Source organism: Microbispora bryophytorum (assembly GCF_043197435.1).
GTDB classification, from domain to species: Bacteria; Actinomycetota; Actinomycetes; order Streptosporangiales; family Streptosporangiaceae; genus Microbispora; species Microbispora bryophytorum.
On the sequence record NZ_JBICTF010000016.1, the window covers coordinates 59,636 to 78,064 of the forward strand.

Annotated in this window: 19 protein-coding genes; 10 read left to right on the forward strand and 9 right to left on the reverse strand. The window is 71.0% G+C overall.

The genetic code is table 11. From position 1 onward, the window contains the following. Positions 1-17: 17 nt before the first annotated feature. Positions 18-443 (forward strand): ATP-binding protein, encoded by a 426-nt coding sequence (locus ACGFIB_RS35825; RefSeq protein WP_142575667.1) that lies wholly within the window; start codon positions 18-20, stop codon positions 441-443. Beyond that, complete coding sequence (locus ACGFIB_RS35830; RefSeq protein ID WP_142575668.1) at positions 443-1,243, forward strand: RNA polymerase sigma factor SigF; 801 nt, start codon at positions 443-445, stop codon at positions 1,241-1,243. Before ACGFIB_RS35825 ends, ACGFIB_RS35830 begins: the two co-directional genes overlap by 1 nt. A gap of 107 nt (positions 1,244-1,350) precedes the next feature. On the opposite strand, the gene ACGFIB_RS35835 is transcribed toward ACGFIB_RS35830, so the two are convergent. Further along, positions 1,351-1,752: a hypothetical protein gene (locus ACGFIB_RS35835; protein WP_229689973.1), complete on the reverse strand. Its 402-nt coding sequence runs from the start codon at positions 1,750-1,752 to the stop codon at positions 1,351-1,353. Positions 1,753-1,839: 87 nt separating this feature from the next. Here ACGFIB_RS35835 and ACGFIB_RS35840 point away from each other — a divergent pair, with 87 nt between their 5' ends. Then, positions 1,840-2,832 (forward strand): diacylglycerol/lipid kinase family protein, encoded by a 993-nt coding sequence (locus ACGFIB_RS35840; RefSeq protein WP_142575669.1) that lies wholly within the window; start codon positions 1,840-1,842, stop codon positions 2,830-2,832. Between the two features lie 287 nt (positions 2,833-3,119). Further along, the gene (locus ACGFIB_RS35845; protein WP_139580373.1) at positions 3,120-3,374 is read left to right on the forward strand and encodes a WhiB family transcriptional regulator; all 255 of its coding nucleotides are present in this window, start codon (positions 3,120-3,122) and stop codon (positions 3,372-3,374) included. 245 nt (positions 3,375-3,619) lie between these two features. On the opposite strand, the gene ACGFIB_RS35850 is transcribed toward ACGFIB_RS35845, so the two are convergent. After that, a complete protein-coding gene (locus tag ACGFIB_RS35850) occupies positions 3,620-5,083 on the reverse strand; it encodes a PAS domain-containing sensor histidine kinase (protein ID WP_142575670.1) in 1,464 nt (487 codons plus the stop codon). A gap of 68 nt (positions 5,084-5,151) precedes the next feature. On the opposite strand from ACGFIB_RS35850, the gene ACGFIB_RS35855 reads away from it, so the two are divergent. Both ACGFIB_RS35855 and ACGFIB_RS35860 read left to right on the forward strand, forming a co-directional pair. Next, a complete protein-coding gene (locus ACGFIB_RS35855; RefSeq protein ID WP_357251156.1) occupies positions 5,152-6,339 on the forward strand; it encodes an 8-amino-7-oxononanoate synthase in 1,188 nt (395 codons plus the stop codon). Then, on the forward strand, positions 6,336-7,064 hold the full coding sequence (locus ACGFIB_RS35860) for a GntR family transcriptional regulator (RefSeq protein WP_142575672.1): 729 nt from the start codon (positions 6,336-6,338) through the stop codon (positions 7,062-7,064). Before ACGFIB_RS35855 ends, ACGFIB_RS35860 begins: the two co-directional genes overlap by 4 nt. A gap of 16 nt (positions 7,065-7,080) precedes the next feature. Here ACGFIB_RS35860 and ACGFIB_RS35865 read toward each other — a convergent pair whose 3' ends face one another. Further along, positions 7,081-7,290 (reverse strand): hypothetical protein, encoded by a 210-nt coding sequence (locus ACGFIB_RS35865; RefSeq protein WP_393377872.1) that lies wholly within the window; start codon positions 7,288-7,290, stop codon positions 7,081-7,083. A 71-nt stretch (positions 7,291-7,361) separates the two neighbouring features. On the opposite strand from ACGFIB_RS35865, the gene bioD reads away from it, so the two are divergent. From bioD to ACGFIB_RS35880, 3 genes are all read left to right on the forward strand, one after another. Beyond that, positions 7,362-8,084, forward strand: coding sequence for a dethiobiotin synthase (bioD, locus tag ACGFIB_RS35870; RefSeq protein ID WP_393377875.1), 723 nt, complete (start codon positions 7,362-7,364; stop codon positions 8,082-8,084). Positions 8,085-8,118: 34 nt separating this feature from the next. After that, complete coding sequence (bioB, locus tag ACGFIB_RS35875; RefSeq protein WP_393377877.1) at positions 8,119-9,117, forward strand: biotin synthase BioB; 999 nt, start codon at positions 8,119-8,121, stop codon at positions 9,115-9,117. Positions 9,118-9,329: 212 nt separating this feature from the next. After that, positions 9,330-10,976, forward strand: coding sequence for an acetolactate synthase (locus tag ACGFIB_RS35880; protein ID WP_393377880.1), 1,647 nt, complete (start codon positions 9,330-9,332; stop codon positions 10,974-10,976). A gap of 54 nt (positions 10,977-11,030) precedes the next feature. On the opposite strand, the gene ACGFIB_RS35885 is transcribed toward ACGFIB_RS35880, so the two are convergent. Together ACGFIB_RS35885 and bsaP are read right to left on the reverse strand one after the other, a co-directional pair. Then, entirely contained in the window at positions 11,031-12,779 is a 1,749-nt protein-coding gene (locus ACGFIB_RS35885; protein WP_393377883.1) for a serine/threonine-protein kinase, read from the reverse strand. 158 nt (positions 12,780-12,937) lie between these two features. Next, complete coding sequence (bsaP, locus tag ACGFIB_RS36750) at positions 12,938-13,120, reverse strand: biotin synthase auxiliary protein BsaP (RefSeq protein ID WP_142575678.1); 183 nt, start codon at positions 13,118-13,120, stop codon at positions 12,938-12,940. A gap of 147 nt (positions 13,121-13,267) precedes the next feature. Between bsaP and ACGFIB_RS35890 the strand changes: the two genes are divergently transcribed. Beyond that, a complete protein-coding gene (locus ACGFIB_RS35890; protein WP_142575679.1) occupies positions 13,268-13,645 on the forward strand; it encodes a thioesterase family protein in 378 nt (125 codons plus the stop codon). 52 nt (positions 13,646-13,697) lie between these two features. Here the strand turns inward: ACGFIB_RS35890 and ACGFIB_RS35895 are convergent, their stop codons facing one another. From ACGFIB_RS35895 to ACGFIB_RS35910, 4 genes are all read right to left on the reverse strand, one after another. Next, positions 13,698-13,910, reverse strand: a complete 213-nt coding sequence (locus ACGFIB_RS35895) for a biotin/lipoyl-binding carrier protein (protein ID WP_142575680.1) — start codon at positions 13,908-13,910, stop codon at positions 13,698-13,700. Between the two features lie 30 nt (positions 13,911-13,940). Then, on the reverse strand, positions 13,941-15,275 hold the full coding sequence (locus ACGFIB_RS35900) for an acetyl-CoA carboxylase biotin carboxylase subunit (protein WP_142575681.1): 1,335 nt from the start codon (positions 15,273-15,275) through the stop codon (positions 13,941-13,943). A 133-nt stretch (positions 15,276-15,408) separates the two neighbouring features. Then, on the reverse strand, positions 15,409-16,698 hold the full coding sequence (locus ACGFIB_RS35905) for an HD-GYP domain-containing protein (RefSeq protein WP_357251133.1): 1,290 nt from the start codon (positions 16,696-16,698) through the stop codon (positions 15,409-15,411). Next, the gene (locus ACGFIB_RS35910) at positions 16,695-18,050 is read right to left on the reverse strand and encodes an HD-GYP domain-containing protein (RefSeq protein WP_357251130.1); all 1,356 of its coding nucleotides are present in this window, start codon (positions 18,048-18,050) and stop codon (positions 16,695-16,697) included. Before ACGFIB_RS35910 ends, ACGFIB_RS35905 begins: the two co-directional genes overlap by 4 nt. Positions 18,051-18,429: the final 379 nt, after the last annotated feature.

Below are 18,429 nucleotides of genomic sequence, written 5' to 3' on the forward strand. Positions count from 1 at the left end.
AAAGGGCGAGGAGGAACGTGACCGAGGAAACCGAGACGCCTGCGGTGGATCTTGCCGGGATTCGCGATGCTGTGAGTGTCCGGCTGCCCGCCGTGAGCGCCTATTTGTCCGTGCTGCGCACGGCAACCGCCGGGCTCGCCGCACGGCTCGACTTCACCCTCGACCAGATCGAGGACCTGCGCATCGCCGTCGACGAGGCGTGCGCCATGTTGCTGCGGCACGCCGTGCCTGGAACTGACCTCCTCGCGGAGTTCGAACTCACGGGCCAGGAGATGACCGTTCGTGTCGAGGTCAACACGCTCGGCGTCACCTCACCCAACCGGGAGGACTTCGCCTGGATGGTGCTGACCGCGCTGGCCGACGACGTGGACGCCATCTCCGATCACGCCGACCACCTGGCGATCGTGCTGCGTAAGCGCCGAAGCACGGCGAGGCCGTCGTGATGACGGAAAGGACGAGTGCGATGACCTCCGGCGACTCGGCGGTGCCGGACCGCGTACGCGCGCGCACACTCTTCGCCGAGCTGTCGGAGCTCCCGCCGGACGACCCGAGGCGCCAGCGCATCCGCGACGAGCTGGTCGAGCTGCACCTGCCACTGGTGGAGTACCTGGCCCGCCGCTTCCGCAACCGGGGCGAATGGCTCGACGACCTCACGCAGGTCGCCACGATCGGGCTGATCAAGTCGATCGACCGTTTCGACCTCGGACGCGGCGTGGAGTTCTCCACGTACGCCACCCCGACCATCGTCGGCGAGATCAAGCGGCACTTCCGCGACAAGGGCTGGGCGGTCCGCGTGCCGCGCCGGCTGCAGGAGCTGAAGCTCTCGCTCACCAAGGCGATAAGCGAGCTGTCGCAGCGGGAGAGCCGGGCGCCCACGGTCGCCGAGCTCGCCCTCCACCTGGGCATGAGCGAGGAGGAGGTCCTGGAGGGCCTGGAGTCGGCCAACGCCTACTCCACCGTGTCGCTCGACGCGCCGGACTCCGGCGACGACGACGCTCCCGCCGTTTCCGACTCACTCGGCATCGTGGACGAGTCGCTGGAGGGCGTGGAGTATCGCGAGTCGCTCAAGCCGCTGCTCGAGCGCCTGCCTCCGCGTGAGAAGCGAATCCTGCTGCTGCGTTTCTTCGGCAACATGACGCAGTCACAGATCGCCACCGAGCTGGGAATCTCGCAGATGCACGTGTCCCGGCTGCTCGCCCGGACCCTGGCCCAGCTCCGCGAGGGCCTCACCGCCGAGGACTGATCGTCCGGTACGGACGGCACACGCCGATCTGTGACGGACGACCGCGACGCCGCGCTCCCCCCGGCGGCGCCCGGCCGTCGGCCGGTGAGCACTCCGGCGCCTTCTGCTCAGCGCGCGCCGTCCTCGCCCATGAGGGCGCGGGTGGAGGCCGGCGCGAGCAGCACGACCAGGGCGACCGCCGCCGCGGCGATGAGTGGGATGCCGAACGCGTACTGCGCGGACTGGATGAGGCTGATCGCCACCGGAAGCGCGAATATCTGCGTCACCACGGCCGGGCCCCGGCTCCAGCGCAGCACCTGCCACACGCCCCAGGCCACCCAGAGCAGCAGGGCGCCGCCGAGCACGCCGAACCCGGCCACCGCGATGCTGGTGACCAAGTCGGTCGGTTGGCCGATCACGGTCTCGACGCCGACATAACCGCCCAAGACGAGGGCGAGCAGGCCCTCCGCGGCCAGGACGGCGGCGGCCGCGGTCAGTGTGCCGGGGCGGCCGACGGAACTGCTGATCACATCGCCCAACCCTACCCGCAGACATGTGCGCCTCTCCGAGGAGGCGTCACCCGGCGCGAGCGGTAAACCGTTCGTTAACCTTCAGGCATGCGGGCACTCCTCCTCGTCAATCCCAAGGCGACCTCGACGCACCGGCGTACCCGGGACGTGCTGATCCGGGCGCTCGGTGCCGCCGTCGACCTGTCGGTCGAGGAGACCGCCTATCGCGGACACGCGACCGCGCTCGCGGCGACCGCGCACGCCAAGGGCTTCGACGCGGTCGCGGTCCTCGGCGGGGACGGCACGATCAACGAGACCGTCAACGGCCTGCTGGACGCCCGACCCGCCGGAGGCGCGAGCGAGCGGCCCGCGCTCATCGTGATCCCCGGGGGCAGCGCCAACGTCTTCGCCCGCGCCCTCGGACTGCCCAACAACCCGGTCGAGGCGACCGGCGCCGTCCTGGAGGCGCTACGCGAAGGACGCCGCCGGACCATCGGTTTGGGACAGGCGATTTGGCACGACGAGGTTTCGGGCCCGGACCCGGGGGCAGATGCGCCACCAGACCAGCAAAGGTCCAGATATTTCACATTTTGCGCTGGGTTGGGATACGACGCCGAGGTCATCCGGGCCGTGGAGGGCCTGCGGAGCGCGGGGCACCGCGCGCTGCCCGCTCTCTACGTGAACACGACGGTTCGCCACTTTTTCGTGACGGACCGCCGGCGGCCGGCACTCCGGCTGACGCGTCCCGGCCGGCCGACAGAGGATGGGATCTTCATGGCGATCGTGTCCAACACGTCGCCGTGGACGTACGCCGGGACACGTCCGATCAACCCGACGCCGTGGGCCGGGTTCGAGACGGGGCTCGACATGCTGGGACTTCGGAAGATGAGCCTGCCGGTGGTGCTCTCGTTCGTCCGGCAGATCACCGGCGAACACCGGGGATTGCCACGCGGTAAACACCTTGTTCAGATCCATGACGAGGCCGCTTTCACCCTCCACGCCTCCCGCCCGGTCGCCTTTCAACTCGACGGCGACTACCTGGGAGAACACGAGTGGGTGATCTTCCGTGCTATCCCGGACGCGTTACAAGTGTTCGTCTAGCGTGTCACATGTAGTCATAGTGTGACGCATCCGACAGCCACGACGGGCAAAACCTTGTTCCAAACCTCTTGTGTGGTGTTGGAACGGCTGAAAAGCTGAACGCGACGTCGGAACGTAGGACCTTTACGGAGACCACCGCTTCCGTAAGGAGCCCCGGCGATCGCGCGGACGAGCCCGACCCCCCACCTCAGGATTCGGGTGATTGTTCGCATCAGCTAGTGAAAGAGTTCACAAAGTTGACGGCCAGAGGAGCCGCGGAGGCTCCTCTTGACGAAGGAGTGGAACGCATGGACTGGCGCCACCGCGCTGCCTGCCGTGACGTGGACCCCGAACTGTTCTTCCCGATCGGGAACACTGGTCCGGCGCTCATGCAGATCGAAGAGGCCAAGCAGGTATGCCGGCGATGCACGGTCGTCGAGTCCTGTCTCAAATGGGCCCTCGAGTCGGGCCAGGACGCCGGAGTCTGGGGCGGGCTCAGCGAAGACGAGCGTCGCGCCCTCAAGCGCCGTACGGCTCGCGCCCGCGCCCGCGCCGCCGTCTGACTCCCCCGCCGCCCGCGAACGCCTTCGGTGGGTGCCTGTGACGGCATTCACCGAATCGTGGGCCATCGGAGCCCGGCCGGGACGGCCGCACAACCTCCCGCCCATAGGGCCGTCTGTCCACGAACACATCGCGTCCACTATGGCATCCCCCACACTGGTCCCGCACAGCGGGACCCCCTGTGGAGCCTCCCGCGATGCCTGCGGGGTTCGCGCTCCCGACGGGAGACCGAGGCCCCGGCGGGAGATCAGCCCGACTGCATCGGGATGCTGAGGCTGACCTCGGTGCCCCCGCTGTCCCTCCCGGCCACACCCAGGCGGCCCGACAGTTCGCCGACGACCAGCGTACGGACGATCTGAAGACCGAGGCTTCCCGTGACTTCCAGGTCGAAGTCCTCGGGCAGGCCCTTGCCGTCGTCGGCCACCGTGAACTCCAGCCGGTCGGCGTCCCGGGACACGAAGATCTGGACGTTCCCCGAGGAGTGGGCGAACCCGTGCTCGACGGCGTTCTGCAGCAACTCGGTCAGCACCATGGCGATGGGCGTCGCGACCGCGGCGGGCAGCACGCCGAAGCTGCCGAGCCGCTTGATCGCCACCTGCGCGACCGCCACCTCCGCCGTCATCGCGATGACCCGGTCGGCGATGTCGTCGAACTCGACCATCTCCTCCGGCATCTGGGCGAGGATCTCGTGGACGATCGCGATCGAGCCGACCCGCCGTACGGCCTCGTTCAGCGCTTCCTGGCCCTCCGGGTTGTTCAGCCGGCGCGCCTGGAGCCGCAGCAGTGCGGCCACCGTCTGCAGGTTGTTCTTGACCCGGTGATGGATCTCGCGGATCGTGGCGTCCTTGGTGAGCAGTTCCCGCTCGCGCCGCCGCAGCTCGGTCACGTCGCGGATCAGCACCAGCGCGCCGATGCGGCCGCCACCGACGATCAGCGGGATCGCCCGTAGCTGCACGACCGTGCCGCCGTTCTCCACCTCGGTCTCCCGGGGTTCACGCCCGCTCGCGACGATCATCAGATCCTCGTTGATCGGCTCGTCCGAGTAGCACAGGGTGGCGGTCGTCTTCCCAAGGTCCGCGCCCACGAGGTCGGCGTGCAGACCGAGCCTGCGGTAGGCCGACAGCGCGTTGGGCGAGGCGTAGGTGACCCGGCCGGCCTTGTCCAGGCGGAGCAGGCCGTCGCCCACCCGGGGCGACCTGACCAGGATCGGCTCCTCCTCCGCGAAGGGGAACCTGCCCTCGGCCACCATCTGCGCCAGGTCGGACGCGCTCTGCAGGTAGGTCAGCTCCAGGCGGGACGGAGTGCGCGCCGACGACAGGTTGGTCGAGCGCTGGATGATCCCGATGATCGAGCCCTCCCGGCCCCGCCGCACCGGAATCGTCTCCTCGCGCACCGGAACGCCGCTGGACCAGTCGGGGTCGCCCTCCCGGCAGATGCGGTGCTCGGCCCAGGCCACGTCGATCAGCGGCCGCTCACCGGTGGCGATGGACATGCCCACGACGTCGTCGTGGTAGACGGTGGGGCCGGTCGTGGGCCGCATCTGGGCCACCGCCACCCACCTCGTGCCGCCCTGGCCGGGAACCCACAGTATGAGGTCGGCGAACGACAGATCCGCGAGCAGCTGCCAGTCCGAGACCAGCGAGTGGATCCAGTCGACGTCGGCGGAGTCGAGTGCGGTGTGGCGCGACACCAGGTCGCTGAGAGTCGGCACGAGTGCATGATGCGCCGCCGTCCGGGTCGAAAGCGAATCGACCACCGTCACCTGGCAGGATGCACCTCATGACAGGGCCGTTGGACAGACTGCGCGCGGCCGCCGCGGAGCGGGAGTCGGCGGGCCTGCGCCGCGCCCTCCGCCCGCGCACGCCCGACCACGGCGGCCTGCTCGACCTGGCCTCCAACGACTACCTGGGACTCTCGCGGGACGAGCGGCTCGTCGAGGCGGCCGTACGGGCCGCCCGGGAGTGGGGGGCGGGCTCGACGGGCTCGCGTCTGGTCACCGGCTCCACCCGGCTCCACGCCGAGCTGGAGGACCGGCTCGCGGCGTTCACCGGAGCGGCCGGGGCCCTGGTGTTCTCCTCGGGCTACCTCGCCAACCTCGCCGCGGTCGCCGCTCTCGGGCGGGGCGGCCTGATCGTCTCGGACGCGGGCAACCACGCCTCGATCGTGGACGCCTGCCGGCTGTCGCGGGCGCGGGTCGTGGTCACGCCGCACGGGGACGTGGAGGCGGTGGACGAGGCCCTCGCCGAGCGTGCCGAGGAGCACGCCCTCGTGGTCACCGACGCCGTCTTCTCCGTCGACGGCGACCTGGCGCCGCTGCGCGCCCTGCACGAGACGGCCGTACGGCACGGCGCGCTGCTGGTGGTGGACGAGGCGCACGCGCTCGGCGTGGTCGGCGACCACGGCAGGGGCGCGGTGCACGCGGCGGGTCTCGCCGGATATACGGACATTGTGAGAACCATCACGTTGTCGAAGTCCCTGGGTTCCCAAGGCGGCGCCGTCCTCGGAGCCCCCGAGGTGATCGGCACGCTCGTGGACACCGGCCGGTCGTTCATCTTCGACACCGGCCTCGCACCGGCCTGCGCCGGTGCCGCCCTGGCCGCTCTGGAGATCCTGGAAACCACCGCCGACCTGCCCGGACGTGCGCGGCTCAGAGCCGGTGAGCTGGCCGCGCTGGCTCGCGAGCTCGGCCTTCCGACGGCCGATCCGGCGGCCGCCGTGGTGCCGGTCGTGCTCGGCTCGCCCGGGCTCGCCTTGTCGGCGGGAGCCCTGTGTGCGGAACTCGGGGTCCGCGTGGGATGCTTCCGGCCACCATCGGTGCCTCGGGGCCGGTCCTGTTTGCGGTTGACCGCGAGGGCGGATTTGGGGTCCGATGATCTCGCGGTGGTCCGGGGTGCGCTCACCGCTGTGGCCGAGTTGACGATGTTGCCTGAGTTGGGCGATGTGGCCGAATTGAGGGTGGACAGGTGACGGAGCACAGCGAGGACTCTCCCCGGGTTCCGAAGTACTACGACGTGAAGCGCAGTCTTCTGGAGCTCACCAAAAGCCTGCCCGCGGGCAGCGCGCTCCCGCCCGAGCGCACCCTGGCGGTGCGCTTCGAGACCTCCCGGACGACGGTCCGGCAGGCGCTGTCGGAGCTCGTGGTCGAGGGAAGGCTGCTGCGCATCCAGGGCAAGGGCACGTTCGTCGCCCAGCCCAAGGTCGCCCAGGTCCTCCAGCTCACCTCCTATACGGGCGACCTGCGCATGGTCGGCCTGGAGCCGGACACCAAGATCCTCGACATCAGCTACATCACGGCCGACGAGGCGCTCGGGCGGCGGCTGGCCATCAACCCCGGCGGCCGGGTCCTGCGGATCCATCGCCTGCGCCTGGCCAACGGCGAGCCGATGTCCATCGACACCACGCACCTGTCCGCCCGCCGGTTCCCACGCCTGCGGCGCGAGATGGAGGTGCACTCCTCTCTGTACGAGACGCTGCACAACGCCTACAACGTGCGGCTGACCGACGCCGAGGAGGTCATAGAGACCGTGCTCGCCACGCCGTACGACGCGCAGGTGCTGGGCGTGGACGTCGGCCTGCCCATGCTGCTGCTGACCCGGCACGCCTTCGACGCCGACGGCAACCCCGTCGAGTACGCCCAGTCGCTCTACCGCGGCGACCGCTACAAGTTCGTCACCCGCCTCCGCCGCCCCTGACCCTCACCCCCCGTGATCATGTAATTTGTCGCAGCGCCCACATGTGACCTGCGAATTCACCATTTGTGATCTTGCAGAACAACGCTGGCCGCACGCCCGACCGGGCCATACACAGTTCGTGATCACGCAATTGCCTGATCAGGAACGATGAACCGGCAGGCAGGCGGGATTTTCGGCCGATCTGTGCAAGATCACGAAAGGTGTCCGCGCAGGCCAGCGGCACCACATGTAACAAATTACAAGATCACGGGGGGTGTCGGGTGGTTGGGTGAGCGGGGGCGTTCTACTCTGCGGGGCGTGAGCATTCTGGTGGTGACCGGGACGGACACCGGAGTCGGCAAGACGGTGGTGACGGCCGCGCTCGCCGTTCTGGCCAGGGAGCGGGGAGCGACGGTCGCGGCCGTGAAGCCGGCGCAGACCGGGGTGGCGGCCGGGGAGCCCGGAGACCTCGACGAGGTGATCCGCCTGTCGGGGGTGACGACGACCTTCGAGATGACGCGGTATCCCGATCCGCTCTCCCCCGCCGCGGCCGCCCGCGTCTCGGGCATGCCACCGCTGTCGCTCGCGTCTGCGGCGGCGCGCGTCGAGGAGCTGGCCGAGTCGCATCGGCTGGTGCTCGTCGAGGGCGCAGGGGGCCTGCTGGTCCGCTACGACGAGGAGGGCGGCACGCTCGCGGACCTGGCGCGGCGGCTGCGCGCCCCCGTCCTCCTGGTGGCGCGCGCCGCGCTCGGCACGCTCAACCACACGGCGCTGACACTGGAGGCCGTGGCGGGCCGGGGCCTCGACCTGGCGGGCGTGGTGATCGGGTCCTGGCCGGCCGATCCGGGGCTCGCCGAGCGGTCGAACGTACCCGACCTGGAGATGCTCGCCGCCCGGCCGCTGTCGGGCGCGCTGCCGGAGGGCGCGGCCGCGCTCGGCCGAGAGGCGTTCGCCCGTGCCGCCCGCGCCGGACTCGCTCCGGCCCTCGGCGGCATGTTTGACCCGGCCGGATTCCGTTCGACCCTTAGGCTGCCCCTGTGACAGGAGTGCCGCCGAGGACCGACGGGAGTGCCGCGTGAAGACCGACATCCTGGAGATCGCCCGCGTACAGGTCCTGGACGAGGGCAGGGGCCTCGACGCGGCCCAGGCGCTCGAATGCCTGACGCTGCCGCACGAGCGGCTGCCCGACCTGCTCGCGCTGGCGCACGAGGTGCGGATGAAGTGGTGCGGTCCCGAGGTCGAGGTGGAGGGCATCGTCTCGCTCAAGACCGGCGGCTGCCCGGAGGACTGCCACTTCTGCTCGCAGTCCGGCCAGTTCACCTCCCCGGTGCGCGCGGCCTGGCTCGACATCCCCTCGCTGGTCCGTGCGGCCGTCGAGACGGCCGCGACCGGGGCGACGGAGTTCTGCATCGTCGCGGCCGTACGCGGCCCCGACCGGCGGCTGATGGACCAGGTCCGCGAGGGCGTGAAGGCGATCCGCGACGCGGTCGACATCAACGTGGCCTGCTCGCTCGGCATGCTCACCCAGGCGCAGGTGGACGAACTGGCCGAGATGGGGGTCCACCGCTACAACCACAACCTGGAGACCGCCCGGTCGCACTTCTCCCACGTGGTCACCACGCACACCTGGGAGGAGCGCTGGGACACCTGCCTCATGATCCGGGAGGCGGGCATGGAGCTGTGCTGCGGCGGCATCGTCGGCATGGGAGAGACCCTGGAGCAGCGGGCCGAGTTCGCCGCCCAGCTGGGCGAGCTGGAGCCCGACGAGGTGCCGCTCAACTTCCTCAATCCCCGTCCGGGCACGCCGTTCGCCGACCAGCCCCTCGTCGGGGGCGCGGAGGCGCTGAAGACGATCGGCACGTTCCGCCTGGCCCTGCCGCGCACGATCCTGCGGTACGCCGGGGGTCGCGAGCTGACCCTTGGCGACCTCGGCACGAGGGACGGCATGCTGGGCGGCGTCAACGCCGTCATCGTCGGCAACTACCTGACGACCCTGGGCCGCGCGCCCGAGCGCGATCTGGAGCTGCTCGCCGACCTCAAGATGCCCATCAAGGCGCTCTCCCAGACCCTCTGACGCCGTCGGCCGGCGATCGGCTGGAATTCCAGTGCGCGGGGGCGGAGTAGCCCCGGCCACACCGGGCATCAGCGGGAGTGACCGAGGTTCTCCTGTGGCTGGAGGGCATTGGCCGTCCCTCTGTTCCGAAGGGAGTGTTGACGAAGCGCTGCCCGTAGCAGGGCGTGACTTTTGAAACACGACCAAAGTGACCGACTGGTAGGTTTCACCCTATGGAGTCCCCCAAACACGCAGGCGACATCGCCGTCTCCGTCTCCCAGGCCTACGGCGTGAACACGATGTTCACGCTGTCCGGTGGGCACGTCTTCCCCCTGTACGACGGGGCCGTCCATCAGAACATGCGCATCCTGGACGTGCGCCACGAGCAGAGCGCGGTGTTCGCGGCCGAGGCGACGGCCCGGCTGACCCGGCAGCCCGGCCTCGCCGTGCTCACGGCCGGCCCCGGTGTCACGAACGGCGTCTCGGGGGTCGCCACCGCCCACTTCAACGGCTCGCCGGTCGTCGTGCTCGGCGGGCGCGCCCCGCGCTCACGCTGGGGCTCCGGGGCCCTTCAGGAGATCGACCATCCGCCGCTGTTCGAGCCCATCACCAAGCTCGCCTTCACCGGGTCGGGCGCGGACTCCATCGGGCAGGACGTCGAGATGGCCTTCCGCACCGCGCTGGCCCCGCATCGCGGCCCGGTGTTCCTGGACCTCTACATGGACGACGTGTTCTCCCCGTCCCCCGAGTACGTCTCGGAGACGCTGACCCCGTCGCCGCTGGAGCCCGACCCCGAGGCGCTCGCCGGCATCGCGCGGCTGCTCGCCGAGGCCGAGCGCCCGTTGCTGGTGCTCGGCTCGGACGTGTGGATGGAGCGCGCCGAGGAGGCCGCACGGGACTTCGCCGAGGAGTGGCGCCTGCCCGTCGTCCCCAACGGCCAGGGGCGGGGCATCCTGCCCGCCGGGCACGAGCTGCTGGTCACCCGCGCCCGGGGCGCCGCCTTCGGGCAGGCCGACCTCGTCATCGTGGTCGGCACCCCGCTCGACTTCCGCCTCGCGTACGGCTGGTTCGGCGGCAAGGAGGGCGCGCCGCTCGCCAGGGTCGTCCACATCGCCGACGCGCCTTCCCAGCTCGCGACGCACACCGGCCTGTCCGGGTCGGCCGCCGGCGACCTGTCGGTCATCTTCTGGGGGCTGTCGGCGGCCTGCGGGAGCGCCGGGGTGAACCCCAAGGCGTACGAGCCGTGGGTGAGCAGGCTGAGCGAGGCCGCGACGGCGGCGACCGCCGGGGACGCGGCCCTGCTGCGCTCCGACGCCGACCCTATCCACCCGATGCGCATCTACGGCGAGCTGAACAAGGTGCTCGCCGACGACGCGGTCGTCATCGGCGACGGCGGCGACTTCGTCTCCTACGCCGGCAAGTACGTCGAGCCGCGCAGGCCCGGCAACTGGCTCGACCCCGGCCCGTACGGCTGTCTCGGCACCGGGCTCGGCTACGCCATCGCGGCGCGTCTGGCGAGGCCGTCGTCGCAGGTCGTGCTGCTGCTCGGCGACGGCGCGGCGGGCTTTTCGCTGATGGACGTCGACACGCTGGTGCGCCACCGCCTGCCCGTCGTCATGATCTGCGGCAACAACGGCATGTGGGGCCTGGAGAAGCACCCCATGCAGATGTTGTACGGCTACGACGTGGCGGCCGAGCTCCAGCCGCAGTGCCGCTACGACCAGGTCGTCACCGCGCTCGGCGGCGGCGGGGAGCTCGTCACGTCGCCGGGCGAGATCGGCCCGGCGCTGCGCCGCGCCTTCGACTCCGGCGTGCCCTATCTGGTGAACATCGCCACCGACCCGGCGATCGCCTACCCGCGCAACACGACCGGAGTGTGACCCCCGGCGGAGCCCCGCGTACGTCCGTCGCGCGGGGCTCCCATCAGGGCGGCCTCAGGACGTCGCGGGAGAGCGGCTCCCGGCCGCGCTGGGCGACGGGCTGGGCGAGGGGGGCGGGCAGTCCTTCTTCACGGTGAACGTGACCGCCGTGCCCTCCTTGACGAGCGTGTTCGCCGCCGGCTTCTGGCCGACGACCGACCCCTTGCACTCCCCCTCGCCCTCGTAGACGGGTTTCGGGGTGAGACCCAGCATGTTGAGCCGCGCCAGTGCGGAGCTCTCGGCCAGGTTCTTGAGGTCGGGCACCTTGACCAGGCCCTTGGTCGGGCTCGGCGAGGGCGTCGGGGAGGCGGTGGGGCTTGGCGACGGGCTGGGAGTCGGGCTCGGCGTGGGGCTCGGCTTCCTCGTCTTGATCTGGCTCGGCCGCGTCACAGGGACCGCCTGAGACGGCCTCGTGGAGGGCCGCGCGTTGATCCGCGTCGGCGACGGGGTCGGCGGGTCGGCGCTGGCCACCGTCAGGGCCGGCGCGGGCGACGTGGGGGTGCCCGACCCGGCCGAGGCCATGTTGATGCCGAGGACGGCCAGGCCGCCGACGACGGCGAATCCCGCCACCCCGGCCGCGACGGGCATTCCCTTGCCCTTCCTGGACCGCTGCGCCGCGCGCCGCGCCGTACGGGAGCCCTGCGGCGAGGAGGCGACGGTCGCCGGCGGCACGGCCGGGGCGTCGTTCCAGGACTCTCGCGTGACGCGGTAGGTGGCGCCGGTGGCCGGAACGGCCTCCGCCCCACCCTGGTAGGGGCCTGCCTGGGTGGCCGGGCCCGTCGGCGGAGGCGTTGACCCCATGCCCGTGGCGGCCGGGGCCCCGGTGACACCCTGCGGGCCGTATCCCCCTCCGGTCAGGCCCTGCGCGCCGAACCCTGCTCCTGTCAGGCCCTCCGCGCCGTAGCCGGGCGCGGGGTCCGGGACCACGCCGCCGGGCATCCCGGAACCAGGGGCCAGCACCGACTGCCGGGCGGCCTGGCTCATCGCGGCGGCGGACGGCCAGCGGCGTGCCGGGTCCTTCGACATCGCCCGTTCCACGATGGCCCGGACGGCGGGCGGCACGTACGGCGGCAGCGGCGGCGGCTCCTCGCGGATGTGCTTGAGCGCGATCGTCACCGGAGAGTCGCCGTCGAAGGGACGCTGCCCGGCCAGGCACTCGTACGCCACCACGCCCAGCGCGTAGATGTCGACGGCGGGCGTGACCGGAGCGCCCTCGGCCTGCTCCGGCGCGCAGTAGGCGGCGGTGCCGAGCACCATTCCGGCGTCGGTGAGGCGGCTGCCCTGGTCGGCGCGGGCGATCCCGAAGTCGGTCAGCACCAGCGTGCCGTCGGACCGCACCAGCAGGTTGCCCGGCTTGACGTCCCGGTGCACGATCCCCCGCTCGTGCACGGCCTGGAGGGCGGAGGCCGCCTGCGCGATGAGCTCCATCGCGGGCTCGGCGCCGATGCGGCCGAGGCGCATCAGCAGGCGGTCGAGAGGCTCGCCGTCGACGAACCGCATGACCAGGTACGCGGTGGAGCCGTCGCCGGGCACCTCGGTGACCCCGTAGTCGTAGACGTCGACGACACCGGGGTGGTTGACGGTCGCCATCGCCCGGGCCTCGCCCTGGAAGCGGACGGCGAATCCGGGGTCGTCGAGACGACCGGGGAGAAGCACCTTGACGGCGACGGTGCGCGCGAGGACGGTGTCCTCGCCGCGCCATACCTCGCCCATGCCCCCGGCGCCAAGCCGGACGTCCAACCGGTAACGCCCAGCCAGGGTCATACCTTGGGCCACCATTTGCGCCCCGTACCCCCTAAGTGAATCGACCCCCGAAGGTGTCCAACAAAGCAGGTTCGTGTCGCGGGCAGATAACGACAAGTTCACGGAACCCTGTACGCGGAGGGATCCAGGCTCGGGGGATCGAAGGTCGAGCCTACCTGTTACCCGCCCGTACTACCGTGCACCGAGCACCGTGCCGTCCAGTCCCTGGGCGTGACCTGGACGACCATCCGGCGGCGGCAGTGCGGGCAGTAACGCGGTGGCTCCATCGTCCTGGCGGCCAGGCAGGCCGCGTGATCACCGTGCGCGGCCGAACGGCCGCAGTGATCGCAGTAGAGGTCCACAGTGCACCACCCTAACCGCTGCCCGCCTCCGCCGCCTGGAAAGCATCATGGAGTCCCCGCTGCCGTCTAAGACGCTTCAGGGCCTCTTCTGGTTGCCTAGCGGCCTTCACCCGTGCCGGGGAATGACGACCCAATAGGCTGACCCGCATGAGTGTTGCTCCAGGCCTGCGCGCCGAAGTCCTCATCATGGTGGAGCGCGGGGACACGGCGATCCGGGTGGGCAGCGGCGACGTGCCGGTGCTGGGCACGCCGCGGCTGCTGTCGTTCGCCGAGGGAGCCACGGTCAAGGCCGTCCAGCATCACCTGGAGCCGGGGCAGACCACGGTGGGGACCAGGGTGCTCATCGAGCACCGTCTGCCCAGCCCGGTGGGGATGCACGTCGAGATCGGCGTCGAGCTCACGGAGGTGGACGGCAGACGGCTCCTCTTCTCCGTCAGGGCCGTCGACAAGACCGGAGCCCTGGTCGCCACAGGCACGATCGAGCGGATCGTGGTCGACCGCGAGCGGTTCCTGTCCCGCCTGTGAACGTCCTGTCCCGTCGGTGAGGTCCGGCCTCGTCGGTGAACGCCGGCCCGCCCTACTCGACGACGGCGATGAGGTCTCCCTCCTGGACGACGTCGCCCTCCTTCACGTGGAGCTTCGAGATGGTCCCGCCGTCCTCGGCGAGGACGGGGATCTCCATCTTCATCGACTCCAGGATCACAAGGGTGTCGCCCTCCTCGACGACCTCACCCTCGCTCACAACGATCTTCCAGACGTTCGCCACCATCTCGGCGCGCACCTCGGCCACCCGAAAACTCCCCTCACATAGTTCAGCAAATCAGGCGTTTCTCATCCGGGAGACCAGCCCGGTGTCGTAGTCCCCGCTCACGAACTCGGGGTGGTCGAGCAGCTCGGCACAGAACGGCAGGTTGTGCTTCGGGCCTTCGATGCGGAACCCGGCGACGGCCTGCCTGCCCCGCTCCAGCGCCTCCTCGCGGGTGGCGCCGACGACGCAGAGCTTGGCCGTCAGCGGATCGTAGAACGGCGTGACGGTGTTGCCCGCCGCGTATCCCGAATCGACGCGCACTCCCTCGCCCTCCGGCTCCTCCCACACACCGATCTTGCCAGGGCCGGGCAGGAACCTGCGGGGGTCCTCGGCGTAAACGCGGAACTCGATCGCGTGGCCGCTCACCCGCGGCTCGACGGAGTAGACCTCGCCGGCCGCGACCCGGATCTGGTGCTCCACGAGGTCGAGGCCGGTGACCAGCTCGGTGACGGGGTGCTCCACCTGGAGCCGGGTGTTCATCTCCAGGAAGACGAAGTCCTGGGCGTCCGCGTCCACCAGGCACTCGACCGTGCCCGCGCCGCGATAGGACACGGCCTCCCCCGCCCGTACGGCCGCCGCGAGCATCCGCTCGCGCAGCTCCGGGGACACGCCGGGGGACGGGCTCTCCTCCACGACCTTCTGGTGGCGCCGCTGGACCGAGCAGTCGCGCTCGCCCAGGGCGACCACGGTGCCGTCGGCGAGGCCGAGGATCTGCACCTCGACGTGCCTGGCCCGCTCGATGTAGCGCTCAAGCAGGATGGCCGGCTCGCCGCCGAAGCGGGCGGCCGCGCGGCAGGCCTGCTCGAACGCCTTGGTCAGCGACTCGTCGTCGCGCGCCACTCCCATGCCGATGCCGCCGCCCCCGCCGGCCGCCTTCACCATCACGGGGAACCCGATCTCCTCGGCGGCCCGCCGGGCCTGCTCGAGGTCGGAGACCGGCTCCCTGGTCCCGGCGGCGACCGGCACGCCCGCGGCCTCCATCAGGTTGCGGGCGTTGATCTTGTCACCCATCTGCTCGATGGCCTTGGGGTCCGGCCCGATCCAGACGAGCCCGGCCTCGATCACCGCACGGGCGAACGCGGCGTTCTCCGCCAGGAACCCGTATCCGGGGTGGACCGCCCGCGCTCCCGTCGCGCGGGCGGCCTGGAGGACCTTGTCGATGTCGAGGTAGCTCTGGGCCGGGTTCGCGGGGCCGAGGAGCACGGCGTCGTCGGCCTCACGCACGAACGGCAGGTCGGCGTCCGCCTCGGAGTAGACCGCGACGGCGCGAAGCCCCATGCCCCGCACAGTACGAATGATCCGGCGGGCGATTTCACCACGGTTGGCGACGAGAACTGAGTCGAACACGCACCCAACTCTAGGGTGATCCCTCGTTCCGCCGCCCCGCCCGTTCCGACTGAACGCAGGGGCCGAATCTGTAGGGTCGCCACAACAACGAGGGGCCCGGCGTGCCGTCGGAGACGTTCGGATACTACGTCTGCTACAAGCGTGTGACGAGCACGAGTCGATCGACGACGCGCGTCATCGCCTCCACCACTCCGGGGTCGTAGGCCGACCCGCCGTCGAGGCGCAACCGCTCCAGGGCCGCCGCCGCGCGGTCCCTGTCGGTCGATCCGCTCACGAGGTCGTCGTAGGCGTTGGCGGCCTTGATGACGCGGCTGGCCATCGGCGGGGACTCGCCGAGCGTGTCGCACTGCCGGCGGACGATCTCCGCGACGCCGTGGAGGACGCCGGTCTTCCTGATCACCTCGGCGCCCAGCTCGGCGATCCGCCGCGCCTGCGCGGGGTCGGCCAGCACGGTCGCGCCGCCGGGGATCGGGTCGCGCAGCGAGAGCTGGCCGATGTCGTGCATGAGCGCGGCGTACTCCAGCTCCAGCAGCTGCGGCTCCGCCATGCCCAGCTCCCGGCCGATGGCGACCGACAACTGGCTGACGCGGCGGGAGTGGCCCGGCTCGACGTACCCGCCGACCTCGGTGACCCGGCTCAGCGCACGCACGGTCTGCAGGTAGGTCGCCCGGATGCCGGCGTACTTGCGGAACGCCACCTGGGTGACGAGCAGCGGCGCGGCGAACGCGGGCAGCGCGGTCATGTCCATGCTGTGCGAGGCGAGCGCGAGCAGAATGCCCGACGCGCCGACGGCGGCGCCGAGCGGCACGGCCATCCTGATCTCGTCCCGTACGGCGACGCCGAACGCGGTCCTGACCTGGCCGGCTCGGTGCATGGCGGCGATCACCACGTCGGCCGCGAGCATGACCGTGACGAGCACGGCCATCACGCCGAGCGCCGGCCACCAGTTCCCGTGCCGGTCGGCCGTGTCCCGGGCGAGCTCCCCCAGCGGGCCGGTGAGCGGCCGGTAGGCGAAGGCGAGCAGGGACCCGGCGAGCAGCCGCCGGGCCAACGCGTCGAGACGCGGGGGCCGGCCGACCGCCAGGTGCGGCAGCCCTCCCGCGATCATGCCGACCGACATCACCGCCACGACCTGCAGGGCCGAATGCTGCGCCGGCCGTCCGCCCACGTCGAGCAGCAGGGCGTATCCGAGGGAGGCGGCGGTGGAGATCGGGGCGACCTCGCGGTTGCCGGGCATCGTGAGCCGGGCCAGCTCTCCGGCGGCGATGAGCACGCCGAACCCGATGGCGACCCGCGGATCGGTCAGGCCCTCCGCCGCGGTGTGGGCGATCCCCGCCACGGTCAGCATCCCCGCGGCGCAGATGAGCAGGAGCTGGCCCGAGTCGAGTCCCACCGGCCTGGCCGTCAGCCGACGCTCCCTCACCGCTCCGACACCACCTGGATGGGTGTCGTCGGGTCGTCGTGGTCCTTCACGGTGGTCTCCACGGCGGAGTCGTCCGGCGGCACGGGCACCGGCTGCGCCAGGTCCCAGCCGTACCGGTCGAGCGCCTTGACGAACGCGCACACCATGTCGGGGGCGAACTGCGTTCCGGCGTTCTTGCGCAGCTCGGCCACCGCGAACTCGATCGACTTGGCCTTGCGGTAGGAGCGGTCGGAGGTCATGGAGTCGAACGCGTCGGCCACCGCGATGATCCGGGCGAACTCGGGGATCTCCGAGCCGGCCAGGCCCATCGGGTAGCCCTTCCCGTCATGTCGTTCGTGGTGGTGCATGATCCCGGCGAACGCCTCGTCGAGGAAGTCGATGCCCCGCACGATCTCCAGCCCCCGCATCGGGTGGAGCTGGATCGCGGCGTACTCCTCCTCGGTCAGGCGCCCGTCCTTCTGCAGCACCTTGGTCGGCACGCCGAGTTTGCCAACGTCGTGGAGCATCCCCGCGTATCGGATCGCGCGCAGCCGCTCGGTTCCCATCCCGATCTCCTCGGCGATCATTGAGGATGCCGCGGAGACCCGCGTGCAGTGCCCGCGCGTGTAGTAGTCCTTCGTCTCCACCGCCTGGCACAGCGCCGCGATCGTCGCGTCGTACGCCCGCTGCTCGGCGTGGTAGTGCCCCAAGGCCCACCGGGCCACGAACAGCGGCAGCAGCACGAGCAGGGCCGAGATCGACTGCACCGTCGACCACAGGGCCGCGATCAGCAGGCCGAAGGTGGCGAATCCGACGTAGGAGCTCAGGAACTGCACCATCGCGCGGAGCGAGACCTGGTCCTTGTGCACCGCGGAGGCCAGTCGCAGGATGACCGCGGTCAGCGCGAAGTTGACGGCCACGAAGACCACCGTCGCCGCGGCGTACGGCACGAGGATGCCAGGGAAGTCGGCCGGCTCGGGCAGGTCGGCCCGTCCTCCCGCGCTCTCGTAGGCCCATCCGGCCGCGTAGCCGCACAGGGCGTACTGCGCGCCGTTGAAAAGCCGTTTCACCATCGGCAGGCCGGGCCGCACGCTCACGACCGCGGCCAGCCCGACCATGGCCGCGCCTTCCGGGCCGACGAGCACCACGGCGGCCAGCGCGGCGGAGAAGCTCACCGACACCGCCACGTGCGGCACGTTGAGCAGCGTCGGCACCGACTCGCAGAGCAGGAAGAGCAGCGCCAGGACGAGAAGCGCCGACCAGTCCTCCGCCACGAGCCCCTGATGCACGAGGAGACCGCGCGCGATCACGAGACCGGCGGTTCCGACGAGCGCGACGAAGTAGACCCTGGCGGGCCACGGAAGTTCCCGCATGGCGGCCACCTTGAATGCGGATCGGACCCGTGAGCCGGCCCTGTCGGACCGGCCCACGGGCAGTGACTACGTCCAGGAGATCCCCGGGGTGCCGGCCGCGAGACCGACCAGAGCCACCACCGGAGTAAGCAGCGCCAGCGCCACTATGAGCCTGACGACGGTCTTCCCAAGCATTGCGCCGCCTCCACGTCGATGTCGCCACTCAGGCTACAGAAGGGCCGACCGCCGGTCCGGGATGTCGCGACCATCGCAGCCAAACCGTAACCAAGCCATCACACCGCGTGCAATTGCACCGGTTTGTCAGCGCCGTTTCGCGGGGCCGGCCCGGGGATTCGTCGTCGGCCCGCCCAGCCGGTCGCCGCCCCGCCTCCACGCCGGC